The organism is Shewanella sp. GXUN23E (assembly GCF_050865035.1).
Classification (GTDB): Bacteria; Pseudomonadota; Gammaproteobacteria; order Enterobacterales; family Shewanellaceae; genus Shewanella.
Window position 1 is genome coordinate 65,525 of record NZ_JBOZWP010000002.1, and the last position, 17,201, is coordinate 82,725.

14 protein-coding genes are annotated in these 17,201 nt (G+C 50.1%); 8 read left to right on the forward strand and 6 right to left on the reverse strand.

Translation table 11 applies throughout. The annotated features are described in order from the left end of the window. Positions 1-319 precede the first annotated feature (319 nt). Both ACRRUX_RS02500 and ACRRUX_RS02505 read right to left on the reverse strand, forming a co-directional pair. Positions 320-613 carry a hypothetical protein gene (locus ACRRUX_RS02500; RefSeq protein ID WP_432526862.1) on the reverse strand — a complete coding sequence of 98 codons (294 nt, stop codon included), beginning with the start codon at positions 611-613 and terminating at the stop codon, positions 320-322. A gap of 494 nt (positions 614-1,107) precedes the next feature. Beyond that, entirely contained in the window at positions 1,108-1,593 is a 486-nt protein-coding gene (locus ACRRUX_RS02505) for a hypothetical protein (protein ID WP_432526864.1), read from the reverse strand. A gap of 1,339 nt (positions 1,594-2,932) precedes the next feature. On the opposite strand from ACRRUX_RS02505, the gene ACRRUX_RS02510 reads away from it, so the two are divergent. From ACRRUX_RS02510 to ACRRUX_RS02525, 4 genes are all read left to right on the forward strand, one after another. Beyond that, positions 2,933-3,976: a tyrosine-type recombinase/integrase gene (locus ACRRUX_RS02510; RefSeq protein ID WP_432527311.1), complete on the forward strand. Its 1,044-nt coding sequence runs from the start codon at positions 2,933-2,935 to the stop codon at positions 3,974-3,976. 13 nt (positions 3,977-3,989) lie between these two features. Then, entirely contained in the window at positions 3,990-5,012 is a 1,023-nt protein-coding gene (locus tag ACRRUX_RS02515; protein ID WP_432526866.1) for a phosphotransferase, read from the forward strand. Positions 5,013-5,137: 125 nt separating this feature from the next. After that, positions 5,138-5,689 (forward strand): hypothetical protein, encoded by a 552-nt coding sequence (locus ACRRUX_RS02520; protein ID WP_432526868.1) that lies wholly within the window; start codon positions 5,138-5,140, stop codon positions 5,687-5,689. Between the two features lie 103 nt (positions 5,690-5,792). Continuing rightward, the gene (locus ACRRUX_RS02525; RefSeq protein ID WP_432526870.1) at positions 5,793-7,856 is read left to right on the forward strand and encodes a tetratricopeptide repeat protein; all 2,064 of its coding nucleotides are present in this window, start codon (positions 5,793-5,795) and stop codon (positions 7,854-7,856) included. A gap of 85 nt (positions 7,857-7,941) precedes the next feature. On the opposite strand, the gene ACRRUX_RS02530 is transcribed toward ACRRUX_RS02525, so the two are convergent. Then, on the reverse strand, positions 7,942-8,406 hold the full coding sequence (locus tag ACRRUX_RS02530) for a hypothetical protein (protein WP_432526872.1): 465 nt from the start codon (positions 8,404-8,406) through the stop codon (positions 7,942-7,944). 314 nt (positions 8,407-8,720) lie between these two features. On the opposite strand from ACRRUX_RS02530, the gene ACRRUX_RS02535 reads away from it, so the two are divergent. After that, positions 8,721-9,992 (forward strand): cation:proton antiporter, encoded by a 1,272-nt coding sequence (locus ACRRUX_RS02535; RefSeq protein WP_432526874.1) that lies wholly within the window; start codon positions 8,721-8,723, stop codon positions 9,990-9,992. Positions 9,993-10,068: 76 nt separating this feature from the next. Here ACRRUX_RS02535 and ACRRUX_RS02540 read toward each other — a convergent pair whose 3' ends face one another. Together ACRRUX_RS02540 and ACRRUX_RS02545 are read right to left on the reverse strand one after the other, a co-directional pair. Further along, positions 10,069-11,109 (reverse strand): porin, encoded by a 1,041-nt coding sequence (locus ACRRUX_RS02540; RefSeq protein ID WP_432526876.1) that lies wholly within the window; start codon positions 11,107-11,109, stop codon positions 10,069-10,071. A 20-nt stretch (positions 11,110-11,129) separates the two neighbouring features. Next, complete coding sequence (locus tag ACRRUX_RS02545; RefSeq protein WP_432526878.1) at positions 11,130-12,416, reverse strand: FMN-binding protein; 1,287 nt, start codon at positions 12,414-12,416, stop codon at positions 11,130-11,132. A gap of 275 nt (positions 12,417-12,691) precedes the next feature. On the opposite strand from ACRRUX_RS02545, the gene ACRRUX_RS02550 reads away from it, so the two are divergent. From ACRRUX_RS02550 to ACRRUX_RS02560, 3 genes are all read left to right on the forward strand, one after another. Beyond that, positions 12,692-13,813, forward strand: coding sequence for an FAD:protein FMN transferase (locus tag ACRRUX_RS02550; protein WP_432526880.1), 1,122 nt, complete (start codon positions 12,692-12,694; stop codon positions 13,811-13,813). 66 nt (positions 13,814-13,879) lie between these two features. After that, positions 13,880-15,736 carry a sensor histidine kinase gene (locus tag ACRRUX_RS02555; protein WP_432526882.1) on the forward strand — a complete coding sequence of 619 codons (1,857 nt, stop codon included), beginning with the start codon at positions 13,880-13,882 and terminating at the stop codon, positions 15,734-15,736. After that, positions 15,733-16,347: a response regulator transcription factor gene (locus tag ACRRUX_RS02560; protein ID WP_432526884.1), complete on the forward strand. Its 615-nt coding sequence runs from the start codon at positions 15,733-15,735 to the stop codon at positions 16,345-16,347. Before ACRRUX_RS02555 ends, ACRRUX_RS02560 begins: the two co-directional genes overlap by 4 nt. Before the next feature lie 31 nt (positions 16,348-16,378). Here the strand turns inward: ACRRUX_RS02560 and ACRRUX_RS02565 are convergent, their stop codons facing one another. Continuing rightward, positions 16,379-17,200, reverse strand: a complete 822-nt coding sequence (locus ACRRUX_RS02565; RefSeq protein WP_432526886.1) for a CLCA_X family protein — start codon at positions 17,198-17,200, stop codon at positions 16,379-16,381. Position 17,201: the final 1 nt, after the last annotated feature.

Consider the following 17,201-nt stretch of genomic DNA (forward strand, 5'->3'; position numbering starts at 1 on the left):
CTCCAAACGATTGCCAAAATCGGCGATCATCAACCTTGCACATTTTGTGACACTTGTCAGAGCAATAAAGTAAACCGGGTTCGGGGAAAACAGGTAATCTGGAAGGATTGCTTGACAGGTTTACAGGTTTTTTAGGCCACAATTGTGAGGACTAGTGCTTTTGCATTAAGACGTGGGCAAGGCATCAATATTTTATAACCGTGCGTCATGTAACCAAATGTATCAATGATTCAAAAAATTTTGGGTCAGTGATTGATAACCGAAAGGAGATAGTTAATCAGCCGTTTGAATGATTTTGATAATCAATGAAAAATACCGATTACCAGAGAAGCTGATAACCTGAGTAATCTATAAAACAGCCTATCTGAAGCGGAGTAATGGTATCCAGTATACGTTTTATTCCCCCTATTGAGGTTTCAGTGTTAATTAACGCGTTGGCACCGTCCATATCTGTCATCACCCAATCAGGGGGAATTGCGATAACGCCGATATCATCTTCAGCCAAATCCAAAGATTGACTTTTAATGACCACATTCAGGACTGCTTTTGATGAAAGAAATAGATAGCCGCTGCCGGAATGATTATCACCCATATTGCCAACTTTGGAGGACATATTGGTTATGCATGCGCTGTTCGCAGAGATAAATAAGGATAAAAAGCTCCAGCAACTTTATGGGGGCGATGGCATTGATCGCAAAACCTTATCCGATTGGGCAATGTCGGTATTCCCGAAATGCACTCATTTCGGACCTTAGTGACCGGCATTATTTATTAATGGAGTAAGGGCCTTTCTCTTTAAGGCGTTCGCCAGTATTGCAATTTCCGGTGGTGAGGTCACATCCAGCGAAACTATCCGCAGCGGTAAATCCAACTCAGTTAATGCTTCGGGTCCCTATGCCCACTTCTGGTTTTGACAACGAGCGGAAACTTTCCAGCCTTCTTTGAGGTAGGCTTTCACCAACCCAAGTCCAATCCCGCGATGACTACCGGCGATCAATACATGCTGTTGTCTTTTCATGGAAACCCTAGTTTATATCGTTCAATATATTGAGCAAAAAATATAATGATTTGCTCAATAACGACGAACGGATGGGGGGACTCCCCTGGCTATATGGCAGAAAAATGAGGTTCCCCGGGCTGATATGACTCTTCGATTTCAAGATTTGAAGCCGCATATTCCGATAGCAGGTTGTCCAAAGCCTGATCAAAGCTGTCAAATTTTTCCTGATCCATATAGAGCTTAAGACGATTGATGATATCTTTGCTGACTTCGATATGGGCTTTTTTCTGACGCTTTTTGATTTGGGAAATCTCTTTGCGCACTTCTCTCCAACCCAAATCACTGAAAAATTGGTTCAGTCTTATGTTGCTGTTGTTGAGCAACTGATTGAGATTGGGAGATTTACTTCTGAGCCCATTTACCAGAGCTCGCAAGCTGTCAACAAGTGAACTGTACACTTCTGACTCAGAAAGTCGGTTAACCGATTGGATGTTTTCATGATACCAGCCCGGACGTCGGGTAATGCTGTCGTTGGTTAACAGTCGATAGATCATCGGTACCGCCAGGCTGATTTCATCCAGCTGTAACAACAAAAGCTTTCGGCCTGCCCTTGGAGCATCACCATGATACTGCCATTCCAATTTGTCACCTCATATTATTATGGTTTAACCATTTATATAGGAAGAATTATAACGGCAAAAAAAGCTATGAACAATAATATGTTACGATAAACTCACTGCAATATAATGGTTGTACCATTTATTGTTATCGCTGTTCTATATCATTCGTCCATCACGGTGAGCCAGGCGAAGTCTGGATGATTTCAGGCCGCATACCGAAGTGCAGTCCAGGCACCCGCCAGATCAGAGCAAGGACATTCTTCAGAAAATATCACTCCGATTCCATCAGTATTAAACTTAACCTAAAAACCAACGGCAACATAAAACCACTATCTCATTTCTTGAATATGCCGAGGACGACGCGCAGGACATTAAGTAATCACTGAATTAACCAATACTTTGACAGCTCCGTTCAGGTTGAAAATTTGACCGTCATATCTAACAGCGCAATTCATCGCTGCCGTTTTATGAAATGGGTTGCTATCGAATAACTCGCTGTAATCAATTGTATGTCACACCATACATCATGAAATCTAAAGGAACCTGAACTATTTAGCCTAATTATTAAAAACAACGCCCTTAATGTGAGCGAATGTTGACCGGTATTTAGACGTCACTACAATATAAAATGACCTGCGGTCCGAAGCATTGGCGAGTTTATCTACTCCTGTCGTAATGTTGCTTATTATTTCGACGCATTCAACGGTACTGCTTATATGCATGATCCTGAACCCGGCGATATTGCGGATTGACGAGACTTCTAAATAGACCCTTCATCGGAATTCGAATGGATATTTATGAATAGACACAATCTGCTAAGTCAGTGTTCGGAGCGAAGATAATCTGAACAGTGCGGAATGTTGCTTCCAGCCTGATAACTGAATCAGTCAAATAGCAGATCTCGCTGATATCTGGATGCTTAAGTTGGCACTTTGCAAATTTATCGCAGCGCTATATTTCTTTTCCAAGTCATTAAATGACTGAGCGTTAACAGCACAAGTGCCCTTTATAAAGAACATAATTTGCCGGGTTTGTTTGGCGACCACAAATTATGCAGAATAAATGTTTCACCATATATTTCATAATTTATTTCTTTCCCTGCAATGATACTCAGCATGCAGCTCTGCGCATTTAACTTCATGGCGATAATGTGCACAATAACTGACCGCTTAATTCCCTTCTCATTGTCAGGTGCTGCTATATTCATCAAATCAATTCTCTACCAGTGATAATGACGATTATCACTGGTAGAGAATGCCTGATTTAAGTACAATTTGACGCGATTTTTAATGCTTCAGTTTAGGAAAATATGATGCAGTATCCTGCACTTGGGCCTGACAATCATCCGCTTCAGGCTGCCAGAGCCGATGGTTTTTATCAGGAGTCCCAATTGCCCGCCAGTCTGTTGGGCGACTTTCAATCGGCTGCTGCAGAAACGGAATTTGAAATTTCGACCAATACCCGCCGAAATTACATGGCCAGTTTCGCCATTTTCCAGAGTTATTGTGAGCATCACGGGATCAGTGCGTTGCCGGCAGATCCCCGTGCTGTCATTTCTTTTATAGGTCAGCAAAAGGATGTAATGCAGGAATCGGGTTGCCAGTTGTCAAAGGCGACTTTGATTACCCGGCTGGCGGCAATACGTTTTTTCCATCTGCAGGCGGGATATCGCCCACCCACCGATCATCCTATGTTGCTGCGCATCATGCGCGGGATCAGTCGCAATCAATACCGTCAACAGGCCCTGTATGATCAGCAGCCGATTATGTACGCTGAGCTGGAGCAATTGCTGCGGGCCGTCGACAGTCAGTCTTCCAGTTTGTTGGCGTTACGGGATAAGGCGCTGTTAACTCTTGGTTTTCAGGGAGGATTCAGGCGTTCAGAGCTGGCGTCGTTACAATTCAATTATTTGAGTTTTCTGTCAGATAAACTCAGGATCAGACTGGCGTTTTCCAAAAGTAATCAGACCGGCGTGAAAGAATGGAAAGATCTTCCCTATGATGAACCCTTTGCCGCCGCGCCATTCATCAAGGCCTGGATTGATGCAGCGCAAATTGACCGTGGCCATCTGTTTCGTTCCGTCAGCCGTTGTGGTCAATACCTTCGTCATTATCAACAAAAATCCATTGGCTCGGGAGGCCGGAATTCTGGTTTCCTGAACGGCGATGATGTATACCGAACCGTAAGAAAATACTGCAAAATTGCTGGGTTGGGTGAAACCTGGTTCGGCGCCCACAGCTTGCGAAGTGGTTGTGTGACTCAGCTGCATGAAAATGACAAAGATACGTTATACATCATGGGTCGGACCGGACATACTGATCCCCGTTCACTGCGTCACTACCTCAAACCCAAATGACCCATTCATACAAATGATGCCCGGACATAAATACACAAAATTACTGCAACTGACACTCACCACTAATAAGATCGATTTTGTAGAGTCTATTCAATCATTATGGCGGGGTTACGGAGAGCTGTTCCGTATCCGGCTTGACGGCCTTCCCTTGTGTGTGAAATTCATACACACAAATCGGAGCCACGATTCAACATTTGATCAGCAGCGAAAAGCGCTTTCTTATCAGGTGGAGATTAACTGGTATCGACAAAGCTCGGCCAGGATATGGCTAAATCTGCCCCGGATACCTGAGTGTTATGATGTCATCAATACCGATGCTGGCGTATTCATACTGATGCAGGATTTGAAAAGTACCGGATATCGCTTTCAATCTGCCTACAATGACATTGAATTTGCTAAAAATACAATAGAATGGTTGGCCATTTTTCACGCCTGTTTTATGCTCGATACAAAAATGACGCCACTGCCGGGATTGTCGGCGCCATTGGCACTGGTTGAAGCTGAATTTTCTCATTGGCCTTGTGGAATTTGGCGCTGCGGAAGTTATTGGCATCTGGCTACCCGCCCGGAAGAATTTCACCGGACGCAGGGTATACTCAAGCACTACGCAGCCCTATGGGATAACCAACTTAATCAGGCAAGATTCCAAACCATAATCCACGGTGATGCCAAAGCTGAGAATTTTGGTATCAACCACGCTAATCAGGTAGCAGGCGTAGACTTTCAATATGTGGGGGCGGGTTGTGGTATAAGGGATGTCAGCTATTTTCTCGATAGTATCTTATCCGAACAAGGGCTTCAGCAGCATGCCAGTACACTGGTTGAACATTATCTTAAGGTATTAACAGCACAGTTACGCGACCATTTCAGCGATGAACAGTTGGCGGCGCTGGCTGGTGAATATCGACAATTATTTGCTGTGTCGTGGGCGGATTTTCAGCGTTTTCTGGCGGGCTGGCAAGATCCAGTTGCACGTATAAGTAACTATTCAAAATGCCAAATTCAGCAGTCTATCCTGCAGCAGAAACATCCTTAAGCCGGGTAAATTCAGGGCAACTATTTATCTGTGCCCTCTTTTGCCCTGCGCTTCTGTCGCGTTCATCCAATGTACTTTTCATACTGGGTTGGCTGAATATTCAGCCACAGTAGGGAGAGATGACAATGAACCGAATCAATCCAGCCCATAGAAAGATTACACTCAGTGCGACCTTGACAACGCTGCTGTTGGCATCGACAGTCATCAGCGGTCTTGCTCAGGCGGTTCCCTGGTGTTACCGGGGAACAATAGTGCAGATCGCAGATGTAACCTGGGGACAGTCACAGATTCTGGCTAACTTCAGCGGGACCATACCCGGCGGCGTAGCCGATCCCGAGTATTATATTACTTCGACGGCGACTTATAATTACTCGCAAAACTTTGTTGGTGGCGGTGGCGGGTTTGGTGGTTACAGTGTTCCAGGCTCTGGCCAGGTACGTGTAACCCATTATGCGCCATACACATTTACTAACATGGTGGGGCCGGGATACTACTTCACCAGCCAGGGAATTAAATTCCGGATGGACAAATGTTACACCATCCCCCCAATGACCGCACATCTGGAACTTGAAGTTGCTGAGCCTGACGGTGATATACCCATTAAGCCTTTATCCGGGCTAGAGGCAGTCATCGACTACTGGCGAAACCCCGTTGAACGGGAAGAGAAACAGAAGTAGCATTCTCCATATTTTAGAGCTGGCTAAGCATGTTGTGCTGATAAGCGCCATCCTGCGATGATACAGTAGTGAACAAAATATCATCGCATGGATAGCCTTTATTATGTTTCGCTTCCTGTTAGTCACAGTGTTAAGCAGTCACTTTTGTGTTATCGCCGCAGACTCTGATTGTTTCAGTCCCTCAGCACCACAAAGCGGACGATTGAATGCCTGTCAGCAAATCACCCGCAGCTCGGCACACGATATTCCCTCCAGATTTGAGGCTGGCGTGCTGCTGATTGCCCTCTATACCAAAGACGGAGATTTTACTCGGGCCAGTCAATGGGATGCAGAGCTGGCCAGACAGTTTGCCAATACCGATATCAGTCCATCACTCAGGTATAATTATTTACGCCGAAGTGGCATTCTGGCCTATCGCAAGGGGAATTATCCGCAGGCGCTCAAGCAGTTCAGCGCCGCAGCCACGCTGGCATCACTTCCACTTGAGCAGGCAAAATCGTCCAGCGACACTGGGACTGCTCACATGGCCATGGGCAATTTTGCGGAGGCCATCAGCTCATTTCAAGCCAGTCTGGCAATCAAACAAACCATGGCTGATGATGTCGCGACCGCGGTAACCCTTAACAATTTGGGCAATGTGTATTTGAAGATGTCTGAATGGCAGGCCGCTGAACAATACTTCAGACGCGCCGCCGGTCTGTATAAGCAAGCCAATAATTTATCCCTGCTTGCCCACACCCAAGAAAACCTTGCAAGAGTATTAATTAAACAAAATCAATATGATGATGCGCAGCAAATTCTCAATGCCAGCCTCAGTTACTTTGAGGCCTCGCAGGACAGGCTGGCGCAGCTCAGAGTGTTGATCATGCTGGCAGACGTCAATTTGACCATCTCAAAACCAGCTAATGCATCAGCGCTGCTGGCGAAAGCCAATCAACTGGACATCGAGCTGGGACATTCTGCTCAAAGCGTATTATTGCGCCTAGTGTCCGGTAAACTACTCAGTCAACAGGGGCTGTTTTTACAGGCCGATGCCCTGTTGAACGCTGGGCTGGAACAGGCGAAAACGGCCAATGACCCGCTGGTTGTGACCCGTTTTTATGAAGCGCTGATAGACAATGCCCAGCACTTTCATCGCTGGCAGGATGCCAATCGTTATATGTCAGCAAAGTCTGACTACGACATCAAAGAATTTCAACGTCAGTACAATGGTAAACTGGCTGAGATCCGCGCAGGGTTTGAGTTTGAACAGCAGCAGCAAGCCATCAAATTACTGGAAAAAGATAAACAAATCTCGGCGTTGCAGGTCAGTCGCCGTAATGTTCAGCTGGCGTGGCTTACCACCGCCTTTGGACTGCTGTCGCTGCTGGCGATTTGGTTTTTCAAACGCCAGCAACAGCGCTCCCGCCTGGAACGTTACAGGTTACAGCAGCAGATTGAGATGCACAGAGCCAAAGTCAACGAACTGGGGATTTCTCTCGAGTCACTGCGTTTGGCCTTTGGCAAAGTCAGCCAGCCGATGTTGATAGCCGATAACCAGAACAGGGTCATTTTCGCCAATGCTGCCTGCCTCGAGTTGCTGGGCTATCAGGTAAATGACCTGGAAAACCAGCCACTCAGTATGCTGTTCCCGGAAGACAATCAACATTTCTGGTCAATACTGACGGCAGATACCGATCTTGAAAACCACCACTTTCCCTTCGTGTTGCTGACAGCCAAAAACGGTGCCATGCCCTGTCAGCTGCAGGTCTCGGGTGTTGCCAGCGGTGAGCCGATAGCGGTTATTCAGTTGGCGCATGTCGGCGATGAGCTGCTGCCACAGGCTGGCGCTTTACTGAGTGAAGCGCAATTTCATCAGCAATTGGTGGAGTTGATGATCTTCACCCTTGAAACCTGGGAGCGGACAAGCCATCAAAGCCGGATTGAACTGGCTGAACAGAGTGGCATATGGCGGGTATCCGTGGACGAAGGACGGCTGCGGACCCGATCACTGGATAAATATCTGTCGGTGCGCACCCTTCCCCGCCGGCCCCGTTGGCGCGAGGTATTGCGAACTGCTCACTATGTGCTGGCAGAGTGCGAATTGCCCAAAGGCCGTATGGAAGAGTTAAGTGCAAAGCTGGATAGGGTCAACCAGCATCTGCATGCCAGTGCCCTGCTGTCATGATGCACTAAGTTGATTCAAGCCCCCCAAAAACGGAAAAGGCTCCGGACCTGCTGTGGCGGCAAGAAAGCTCCGGAGCAAAAATGACTTATTTTACCAGTTCAAGCTGCTTTTCATCCGCAGACCGGGGTAATTCACACAATCCGCAGGCGAATACGATTCCCTGCTCCAGACGGTACAATTCGTGATGATTTGGGTCCTGATCGCGAAAACTGGCAGGCTCATAGAAAATCGGCCGGACAGTACCATTATCCCCGGGACCAGAGCGATAAACCAATTGCTGGCACATACTTGCTGATGCGCTGCGCGCCATATCATATTCATCATCAAACTGACCGCAGCTGCGGGTGCTTATGTCTGTTGTCGCCGGGCACTCGCCGGTTTCGGTAGCCCAACTTGCATAACGGCTCAGCTGATTTCCATGCAGAGTAAAGGTGCCCAGTAAGGTCACCCGTCCACCTTCACACCAGCGCGACTCGATAGGCTCCTGGTGCGCAACGGCAATACTGCTGCATGTAAGCAACCCGGCAAACAGTAACCATGTGCTCTTCATTCTGTTTCTCCCTGTGAATTGATACCCGATTCAAGCTAGGTCAGCGACAGGGATTTGTGAACAGGAATAACGGGTAAAAAGCGGGCAAAATCGGAATTAACTCAATGTCACCAAGGGGACTCAGCCTTGTGCGTACCGTCCCTCAGAGGACTTATGCCGTCAATAAATCCGACCAATAGTCAGCGGCTTAGCGTATATTTTGGGGAAAATTTTTAACTTATCTTAACGTGCAAAACAGGGGAGGATTGCACTAGCATTAACATCATCTTCAAGTACCCGACTCCGGCGCGACAGCCGGACAGTCCGGAGGCCCTGTGTCCGTCTATCATTTACTTTGCTTTCTTGCTGCAGTCAGCATTTTTATTGCGTATTTCAATCAAAAATTCAACCGGGTTCAGAATACCATCGCCATCACGGCGGCGGCGCTGGTGATCTCGCTGGTTGTGGCATTTGTCGGTCAGGTGGAACATCTGCAACTGAAACAAATCGCCGATAAGCTCCATACCCAATTTAATTTCAGCGACTTTTTGCTCAATGGCATTCTGGGATTTTTGCTGTTCGCCGGCGGCCTTGGGATCAAACTTGCCAACATGAAAGATCAGAAGTGGGAGATCACTGTGCTGGCGCTGCTCGCGACGCTGCTGTCTACCTTTATCATAGGTTTCGGTCTGTATGGCGTATGTTTGCTGCTGGGGGTACCCCTGCAATTGATTTATTGTCTGCTGTTTGGCGCGCTGATCTCTCCGACCGATCCCATTGCGGTGCTGGCCATTGTCAAAAAACTCAATGCCCCGGCGCGTATCTCAACCCAAATTGAAGGCGAATCGCTGTTTAACGATGGCTTCGGTCTGGTGATCTTTGTCACCATATTTACCATCGCGTTCGGCACTGAAACCCCAACGGTGGGCAGCGTTGCTGAGTTATTTTTGGTGGAAGCCGTCGGCGGCATCTTGTTTGGTGTTGTGCTCGGCGGCCTGTTTCACTGGCTGATTAAAAGCACAGACGATCCCTATATGGAACTGCTGCTGACCATGCTGGTGCCTTCTGCCGGTTATGCGGTGGCGCAGATGATCGGCGTCTCAGGCCCCCTGGCGATGGTCATGGCCGGTATACTGATTGGCAATGTCACCCGCGAGCGGGGGCTGACTGAAGCGTCCAAAGTTAATCTGAATCACTTCTGGGAATTGGTGGATGAGTTCCTCAATGGCATTTTGTTTTTGATGATAGGTCTGGCCATGCTGACCTTCGTGTTCCACTGGCAGGACTGGATAATGATGGCCATCGCCGTGCCATTGGTGCTGCTGGGGCGCTATCTGAGCGTCAAATGCTGTTATCTGGGCATGACCCGTTTTCGTGCCTATAACCCCATGTCCATCAAAATTCTCACCTGGGGCGGACTGCGCGGCGGTCTGGCGCTGGCGATGGCAATGTCTGTACCGGCGGGCATCATGGTGATCCCAGAGAAGAATATCGATGTCAGGGAAATTCTGTTGGTGATGACTTATGCGGTGGTGATTTTCTCGATTCTGGTGCAGGGCTCCACCATTACTCCCATGGTGGAAAAGGCCAAGCGACTCGAGCAATAATTTGTCACGATGAACTGACCGAAAAAGGCGACCTGATGGTCGCCTTTGTGTTACCTGAATCTCAGAGGTTCCATCCTCAGAAGTCGAAACGTACGCCCATGGACACTATGGTGTCATCGTACAAATCGTATTGAGCCTGTTTAACATCAAACTGACCGATTTCGGTGTGCAGCATAAGCGCGCGGCTCAACCGGTACTCTGCGCCCACTGCCCATTGGGACACTTCCGGCACCACCACGGCAGCATCGCCCAGATCATCATAGATGCGATTGGCGATCAGGCCTGAGCCTGAATCATCCTGACCGTACTGAGCTTTGAGCATCAGCTTATCCAGTTGATAACGGGCGTTAACGATAAAACCGTCACCTTCCCGGCTCTGCCAGTGAGGCTTGGCCGGATTCACCAGTTCAGTGTGCTGGAACATGGCGCCCAGTTGCAGCGCATCCAGTTTCCAGCGGGCAACCGCACGGTACGCCTGAATGTCTTCAATGCCGTCTGAGTACGCGGCGGCCAGATAGACATTGTTACGCTTGAGTTTGTTGTCGCCGTAAGTCAAAGACACCTGATAGTTACCATTGTCGCGGCGCTTATCGGTATCGCTGTAGTGATTATCTTCCATCACATAGCTGACACCCAGCTGCATCTCGTTCCAGCGGGCAGACTTATATTCCAGTGAGTCACCCCAGCGCTTGTCACCGGCGAACAAACGGTCGTGCTTCATGGAATACATGTCCATGGCATCCACGCCACCTTTGGCCATCTTAAATACCGGGTCGATACGACCCACTGCCAGCGCCCCCAGGGTTTCGTGCTTCACCCCAAGATAAGTTGGACGGGCAGAGAAAGGGTTATTGCTCTTGTCCTGGCTGCCGGCATTCATGCCCACTTCCACGCGATAGAAGATGGCGGTGGAATTATTCAGACTGACATCACCACGCACGCCTATGTTGCTGAAGTTGTTTTCCAGCACCAGTCCCTGTTTACCATTGTGGGTCGCGCTGCCGGAGTCAGATGAGGTCAGGGAGTAATCAAAACGGCCGTAAAAATCCAGGGTATCGGCCTGAGCCGTGCCACCCAGCATTGCCAGTGCAACTGCAGAATACACAAATGTTTTCATCGTTATTATCCTTTCAGGGGTTATTGGGGGGCGTTGGCATGCTTGGCAATCACGCCATCGGCGCGCATTTCGCGGTACAGTTTGGTGGCCAGATCCAGATAGTTGTCCCAAGCGTCAGAGCGCTTGGTGAAGCCGGTCTGAGAGTAGCTGCCGGTGTCGCCGGTGGCAGGCAGATCGGTGATTTCAAACAAAGAGCCGCCGTGCTTCAGGTGCTCGCCCAGAGCGTCCATCATCACGTTGAAACCGATGCGGGAAGGCTCTGAGTAGAAAATTGACTGGTACTTGGACTGACGGTAGAAGCCCTTGAGTGATGGGTCACGGATCTGCTTCTTGTCGTCGGCAAAGATTTCATCATAGTGCGCATAGCTGATCTTGCCTGTGTTCTTGTTCACCACGATGCGCAGCATAGCGGTCACCCCTGTCCAGCGACCTTTGTCATCTTTGATTTTTTCCGCCAGTTGATAGAACAGTTCGTCACTGCCCTTACTCTGAATACGGTCATTGATTTTCGCCGTCAGCGGCACCATGGACTGCTCGATACTGTTGGAAGCACCGGCAACCACGTCCAGTCCCAGGTACTTGAGACGGTTTGGTTCTGTCAGCTTGTTTTTCAGTGCAGGGTCGAAATCCGGGTTCAGTTCAAACGTCAGTTTGTCCTGTTCCATCATCAGTTTTTCCATAGTCAGGGAGGACTGCACCCAGGCGGTGCCCTTCTTCTCACCCATGGAGAAGTTGTACTCAGACATACGCTTGGGGACATCCTGATACAGACGGGTGTAATAGTTCGGACGGCCGGATTCGTTGAACTCAGCCAGCAACACATCAGACTTATTGTTGCTGTCCACAACCACCAGCATGCTGCCCATGTGGCCCTGACGGAAACGGGCTTCTTCGTAGAAGTATTCGCCCTTTACCACGCCCAGCTGCGGTTGAATCGACCACTTGAGGTTGAACTCTTTTTCACCGGCCTTTTTGCCGGCACCCACAGGTTCAAAGGTCGGCTTGCTGCCATCGGCACGGGGCACATCGTTTACCGCTTTGAGAATGCCGTTGGAAGAGAAAGTCGCGCCGGATACCGCATCGATGCCTTCATGGCCGTTATTTTTCAGAATTTGCGGCAGCAGACGCTCGGCGTTGAGAAACAGTGACTCGGTTTCTTTGTGAGACAGGGTCTTGATGCTGACGATATTGCCGCCATCCACTTTGACTTCCAGCTTAATATCACTCTTTTTGCCTTTGCCCTGCACCAGGTGTGTGCCATCGACATATTTACCTTTGGGGGTATCGAAAGAAGCGCACCCAGACAAGGCGAATGTTGAGACTGCCAGTGCTGAGCACACCAGGCTCAATCTAAATGTTTTACCGTATTTCATGGAGTTAGCCCTGATAAGAAATGGGGGATTGCAGGCAGGATAGTCAGGGCAGAATTTTCAACAATTGCGGAAAACCGCAGGTTTTGAATTGGGATTCGGCTTTTGTTAACCACTACTCAAATTTGGATAGATTGGCTTGGATAAATCACATTCGCAGGGGATGCTTTGCTGATTATTCAGCAGTCGATAATGAAGTATTGGAGTCGATAATGAGAAAATCCCTGTTGTTGGCAGTCAATCTGGCGGTCAGCTGCGCATTGTCCTTGCCTGTCATGGCCGATACCTTTGAACCCAAACAATGCCAGGAAAATGCCACTCTCATTATTCAGCAGGATGAGGCCAGCCTGACCACACTGAAATATTTCGGCACCTCAGTCACTATTCAAATCTGGGGTGTTAAGCCGTCTCTTGCCCGCCAGGTGCTGTGCGATGCGCTTAATGTGGTGCAAGAATATCATTATCAGGCGTCGAACTTCAGTACTTATCCGGGCTATGTCAATATTCACAGCATCAATCTGGCACCCGAGCAAACCCATCATATCGATCCCAAACTCACAGAGCTTCTGGCCACCAGCCTGCAATGGCATGAGTTGTCCGGCGGCCGGTTCAATATCGCGCTCTCGCCTGTGGTGGATGTGTGGCGTCAGTACCGCAAGCGCTGCCAGCAAGGCGGCCGTTGTGAGCTGCCGCCTATGGAGCAACTTGAGCAGGCAGCCGAATTTACCCGGGTAAGCGACATTAAACTGGATACTGAGGCCAATACCATCAGTATGCGTAAGGGTATGTCGCTGGATCTGGGGGGGATCGCCAAAGGCTGGATGGTGGAAAAGGTGTATGATAGCCTCAAAGCCAATGGCGTCGGGCAATTTATCATCAATGCCGGTGGCAATATCCGCCACTATGGCAAACACCCCAGCGGCCGGGCCTTTATCACCGGCATTGAAGATCCTGTCTGTCGTAAGCTGGAATACGCCACAGCTGAATGTCAGCAGGTGGAAAATCAGTACCATGAACTGGTGGCCGGCGAAGATCTGACCCTGGTGTCCAGTGGTAACTATCTGAATTATTACGAGGTCGATGGCAAAGAGTATCACCATATCATCGACCCCTTAACCCTGATGCCCAAGCCGGAAGGGATTAGCGTGACTGTGGTGATGCAGGACAGTCACATCATTGCCGATGTACTGTCCACCAGCCTGTTTTTGATGTCCCCGGACCAGGCCAATGCGCTGCTTGCGCAATTCCCCAACGCTCAGGCGGTATGGTATGACGATGCCCAGGGAAACAAACGGGAGAGCGTGGATTTTAACCGCTTTCGCCTGACTCTGTAATCTGCTTAACGGTATTTCAGGGATGCCTGTTGGATAATAGGTTTCCCTGGAAATAACGATCCTGTGATGAAAAAACTTCTGCTTTTTGCCCTTTTTATCCTGCCTGCCGGCGCCACAACGACAACCGCTCATGCTGCACCCAAGGACGCTGTGCCCGGCAAAGAAACTGTCACACAGGTCGGGAAGGACGATATTCAGATTGGTGTTGCCGCCTTTGCCGATCCCCTGGCGGTCGAGGATCGCTGGCAGCCCACTGCTGATTATCTTGCCAAACAACTCAGGCAGCCGGTCTCCCTAAAGGTACTGCCGCCGGATGAGCTTGAAGATGCCGTGGCACGTGAGGAGGTCGATTTTCTGATCAGCAATGCCATTACCACAGTGGCTTTTAAAAAGGACTATGGGATCAGTCAGTTGCTTACATTGGTTGGTACCCAGACAGCCAGTCCAGAGCACAGTGTCGGGTCAGCGATTATCGCCCGCAGCAATGCGGTGCCGACAGATTGGCAGGAATTGCGTCACCGGAAAATCATCTCATCCTCGCCCGAAGCCTTTGGTGGCTATCAGATCTTTGTCGGCGAGCTGGCGCAGCATGGCATGGATGTAAAGCGGGATTTGCTGCAATTCAGTTTTGAAGGCTTTCCCCAGGAAGACCTGCTTAAGCAGGTGTATCAGGGGAGAGCCGATATCGCCGTGCTGCCCGCCTGCGTGCTGGAAACCGCTGAAGCCCGCGGCGATATCCCCAAAGGTGCCCTGCAGGTCGCCCTGACCAAACCCACAGAGCAGTTACAGAGTGATTTCCCCTGTGCGGTGTCAACCCTGCTGTATCCCGGGTATGCCCTGTCGAAACTTGGGCATACGGATCATCTGGTAGCGAGCTCAGTGGTTAAAGCCCTGCTCGCGCTGGATGAAGCCGATTCGGCATCCCAACTCGGGCGCTACCGTCACTGGACAGTGCCGGTGGATGACAGACAGGTGTTTGCGCTGCTCAAAACCCTGCAGCAATGGCCTTTTGTGACCAACTGGGACAAATTACTGCACACCGCCCTGCCCTGGCTGCTGGGCGGCGGCATTCTGTTGTTGCTTGGCGGCCTGCATCACCTTTGGGTTCAACGTCTGGTGGGGATCCGCACCCGTGCATTACAGGCCGAAATGCAGCTGCATAAACAAACCCAGCAGGCGCTGCTGGATCAGCAAAAACAATTCTATAAGGCCCAGCGGGTGCTGTTGACCGGTGAAATGGCATCGGGCATCTCCCACGAGCTGAAACAACCTCTGGCCGGGATCCGCTATCTGACCCAGGGGTGCCTGTATCGGCTGCAGGACAGCGAAACCCCGTTATCCGGTGCGTTGACCAAGGTGCTCAATCAGGTGGACCGGGCGCAGGAAACCATTAACCGGCTTAGAGAATTTTGCCACAGAGACAGTGAGCGATGCCGCTGTGATTTGCGCACGTTACTGGATGAAACCCTGAATCTGATGCAACCGGATTTCAAACGGCTGAAGTTAGTCCCAAGGGTCAATACTGTGCAAGCTCTGGTCGATGTCGATCCCGTGCTCATCCAGCAGGTTTTGGTGAATCTCATCCGCAACAGTCTGGATGCCATGGAGCAGGTTGCCGAACCTGCTTTGGTGCTGGAACTGTCAGTCAATAACAAGTGGGCTCAGCTGGCCATCACAGACAATGGCAAGGGGCTGACCCGCGAGCAGCACGAGCGGCTGTTTATGCCCTTTGAAACCAGCAAACCCAAAGGCACGGGTCTTGGTATGGTGATCTGCAAACGTATCGTCGAGGAGCACCAGGGCTTGCTGGAGGCCAGGCCGCTGACGCCGGGACTTTGCATTACCGTCAGTTTGCCAAGCTGCAATCAACACGAGTGCAACAAGCAAAATGAGCACAGCTATCAGCAGGAGAATGAAAGATGACACCCGCAGTTTATCTGGTCGATGACGATCCCGATGTACTGGAGTCCCTCAGTTGGATGCTCGAAGGACTGGGTATTGCTCCCATATGCTTTGCCTCGGCTCAGGCGTTTCTGGACCAAGTGAACCTTTCACATCCGGGCGTAGCCGTGCTGGATATCGATATGCCGGGGATGGATGGTATGGCGCTGCTGGAACATATCAACGCCGCGCACAGCCCAATCAGCGTGATTATGCTGACCGGTCAGGGCACCATTGCCCTCGCCGTAAAATGCATTCAAATCGGTGCGCTGGATTTTCTGGAAAAGCCGGTCGATGGAGACAAACTGCAGAGCTTATTGACGCTGGGGCAGCAACTGAGTGACCGGGATTGGCAGGCGCTGCAACAACAAGCGGACATCCGCGCCCGGCTGGACAGTCTGACCAAACGGGAAAACGAAGTATTGCAAGGCATCCTGGCGGGCAAGATGAACAAAGTGATCGCCGCTGAACTGGGCATTGCCCAGCGCACTATTGAGCTGCACCGGCAGAATGTGATGACCAAGATGATGGCCGGCAGTGTCGCCGAGTTGGCCGCGATGATGAATATGCTGGTATCAGGCCCAGTGAACTGACCATTTCTAAAAAATGGGCTGCTGTTGCAGTTCAGCTCGCCTGACTCAAGGCTTGCCCAAGTGGCCCAAAGTAACCTTTAAGCGCCACAGAAATCTGTTTCCGATGCGCCATATCCGGGTATAACGGCAGTACATCGGGTCTGGTGGTGCCCGATACCAGATAGGGATTGTCTATGTCGCTGCAGGACTCCACCACAGCTTCAAAAGCCCGCGCCATCATCTCAGTGGGAAGGGAGAAATACCGGGCCGACAGCGCCTTGTCAGCAATCACGCTGCGACTGACATACTCGTGTTTGTCTTCACCCTGATTACAGAGCAAAGTGGTGCTGAAGATGGCAAGCAGCCTGTCATTCAGAGGATGCACCAGTGGCAGCTCGTCACTGAGCCAGCAATCACTGGCAAATCGAATCCCCGTCATCTTATTAGCCTTGTTAGGTACCCGGCCGTGCAGCGTGTCACCAATATCAAACGCTTTATCAGCTATGTAATGATCAAAGGCGTGCCAGAACTCATGGGCCAGCGCCCCTGCCCCGGCATTTTTGGCCAGCGCCAGTTCCCGCTGATTGGGGGCATAGTGCGCCTGCACACCTTTTCGCCCACCGCTGCCAAAGGCAAGACTCAAACTGCCCCTGAGGCCAATCGCCTCCGGAGGTAACGCCAGTATGTATGCCAGATCCGCCAGCGAATCAAACACCAGATTGGCAGCCAGCATCCGCTCGTCTTTGGTCACCCAACTGCCAACACGCACATTGCCAAGGTCAAAGGTCTGTTTGATGTCAGCGAAAGAGACCTGCTCGCCGTGACGATAGTCCGGGCCTCTGCGGGTTTTGTATTTAAAGCTGGTTAACTTCAAG

What these genes read in the sequence shown, in the direction of transcription:
- ACRRUX_RS02550 (WP_432526880.1), top strand. Translation starts at nt 12,692, where the DNA reads ATGAGAAAATCCCTGTTGTTGGCAGTCAATCTGGCGGTCAGCTGCGCA.
- ACRRUX_RS02540 (WP_432526876.1), bottom strand. Translation starts at nt 11,109, where the DNA reads ATGAAAACATTTGTGTATTCTGCAGTTGCACTGGCAATGCTGGGTGGC.
- ACRRUX_RS02560 (WP_432526884.1), top strand. Translation starts at nt 15,733, where the DNA reads ATGACACCCGCAGTTTATCTGGTCGATGACGATCCCGATGTACTGGAG.
- ACRRUX_RS02515 (WP_432526866.1), top strand. Translation starts at nt 3,990, where the DNA reads ATGATGCCCGGACATAAATACACAAAATTACTGCAACTGACACTCACC.
- ACRRUX_RS02530 (WP_432526872.1), bottom strand. Translation starts at nt 8,406, where the DNA reads ATGAAGAGCACATGGTTACTGTTTGCCGGGTTGCTTACATGCAGCAGT.
- ACRRUX_RS02520 (WP_432526868.1), top strand. Translation starts at nt 5,138, where the DNA reads ATGAACCGAATCAATCCAGCCCATAGAAAGATTACACTCAGTGCGACC.
- ACRRUX_RS02525 (WP_432526870.1), top strand. Translation starts at nt 5,793, where the DNA reads ATGTTTCGCTTCCTGTTAGTCACAGTGTTAAGCAGTCACTTTTGTGTT.
- ACRRUX_RS02555 (WP_432526882.1), top strand. Translation starts at nt 13,880, where the DNA reads ATGAAAAAACTTCTGCTTTTTGCCCTTTTTATCCTGCCTGCCGGCGCC.
- ACRRUX_RS02510 (WP_432527311.1), top strand. Translation starts at nt 2,933, where the DNA reads ATGCAGTATCCTGCACTTGGGCCTGACAATCATCCGCTTCAGGCTGCC.
- ACRRUX_RS02500 (WP_432526862.1), bottom strand. Translation starts at nt 613, where the DNA reads ATGTCCTCCAAAGTTGGCAATATGGGTGATAATCATTCCGGCAGCGGC.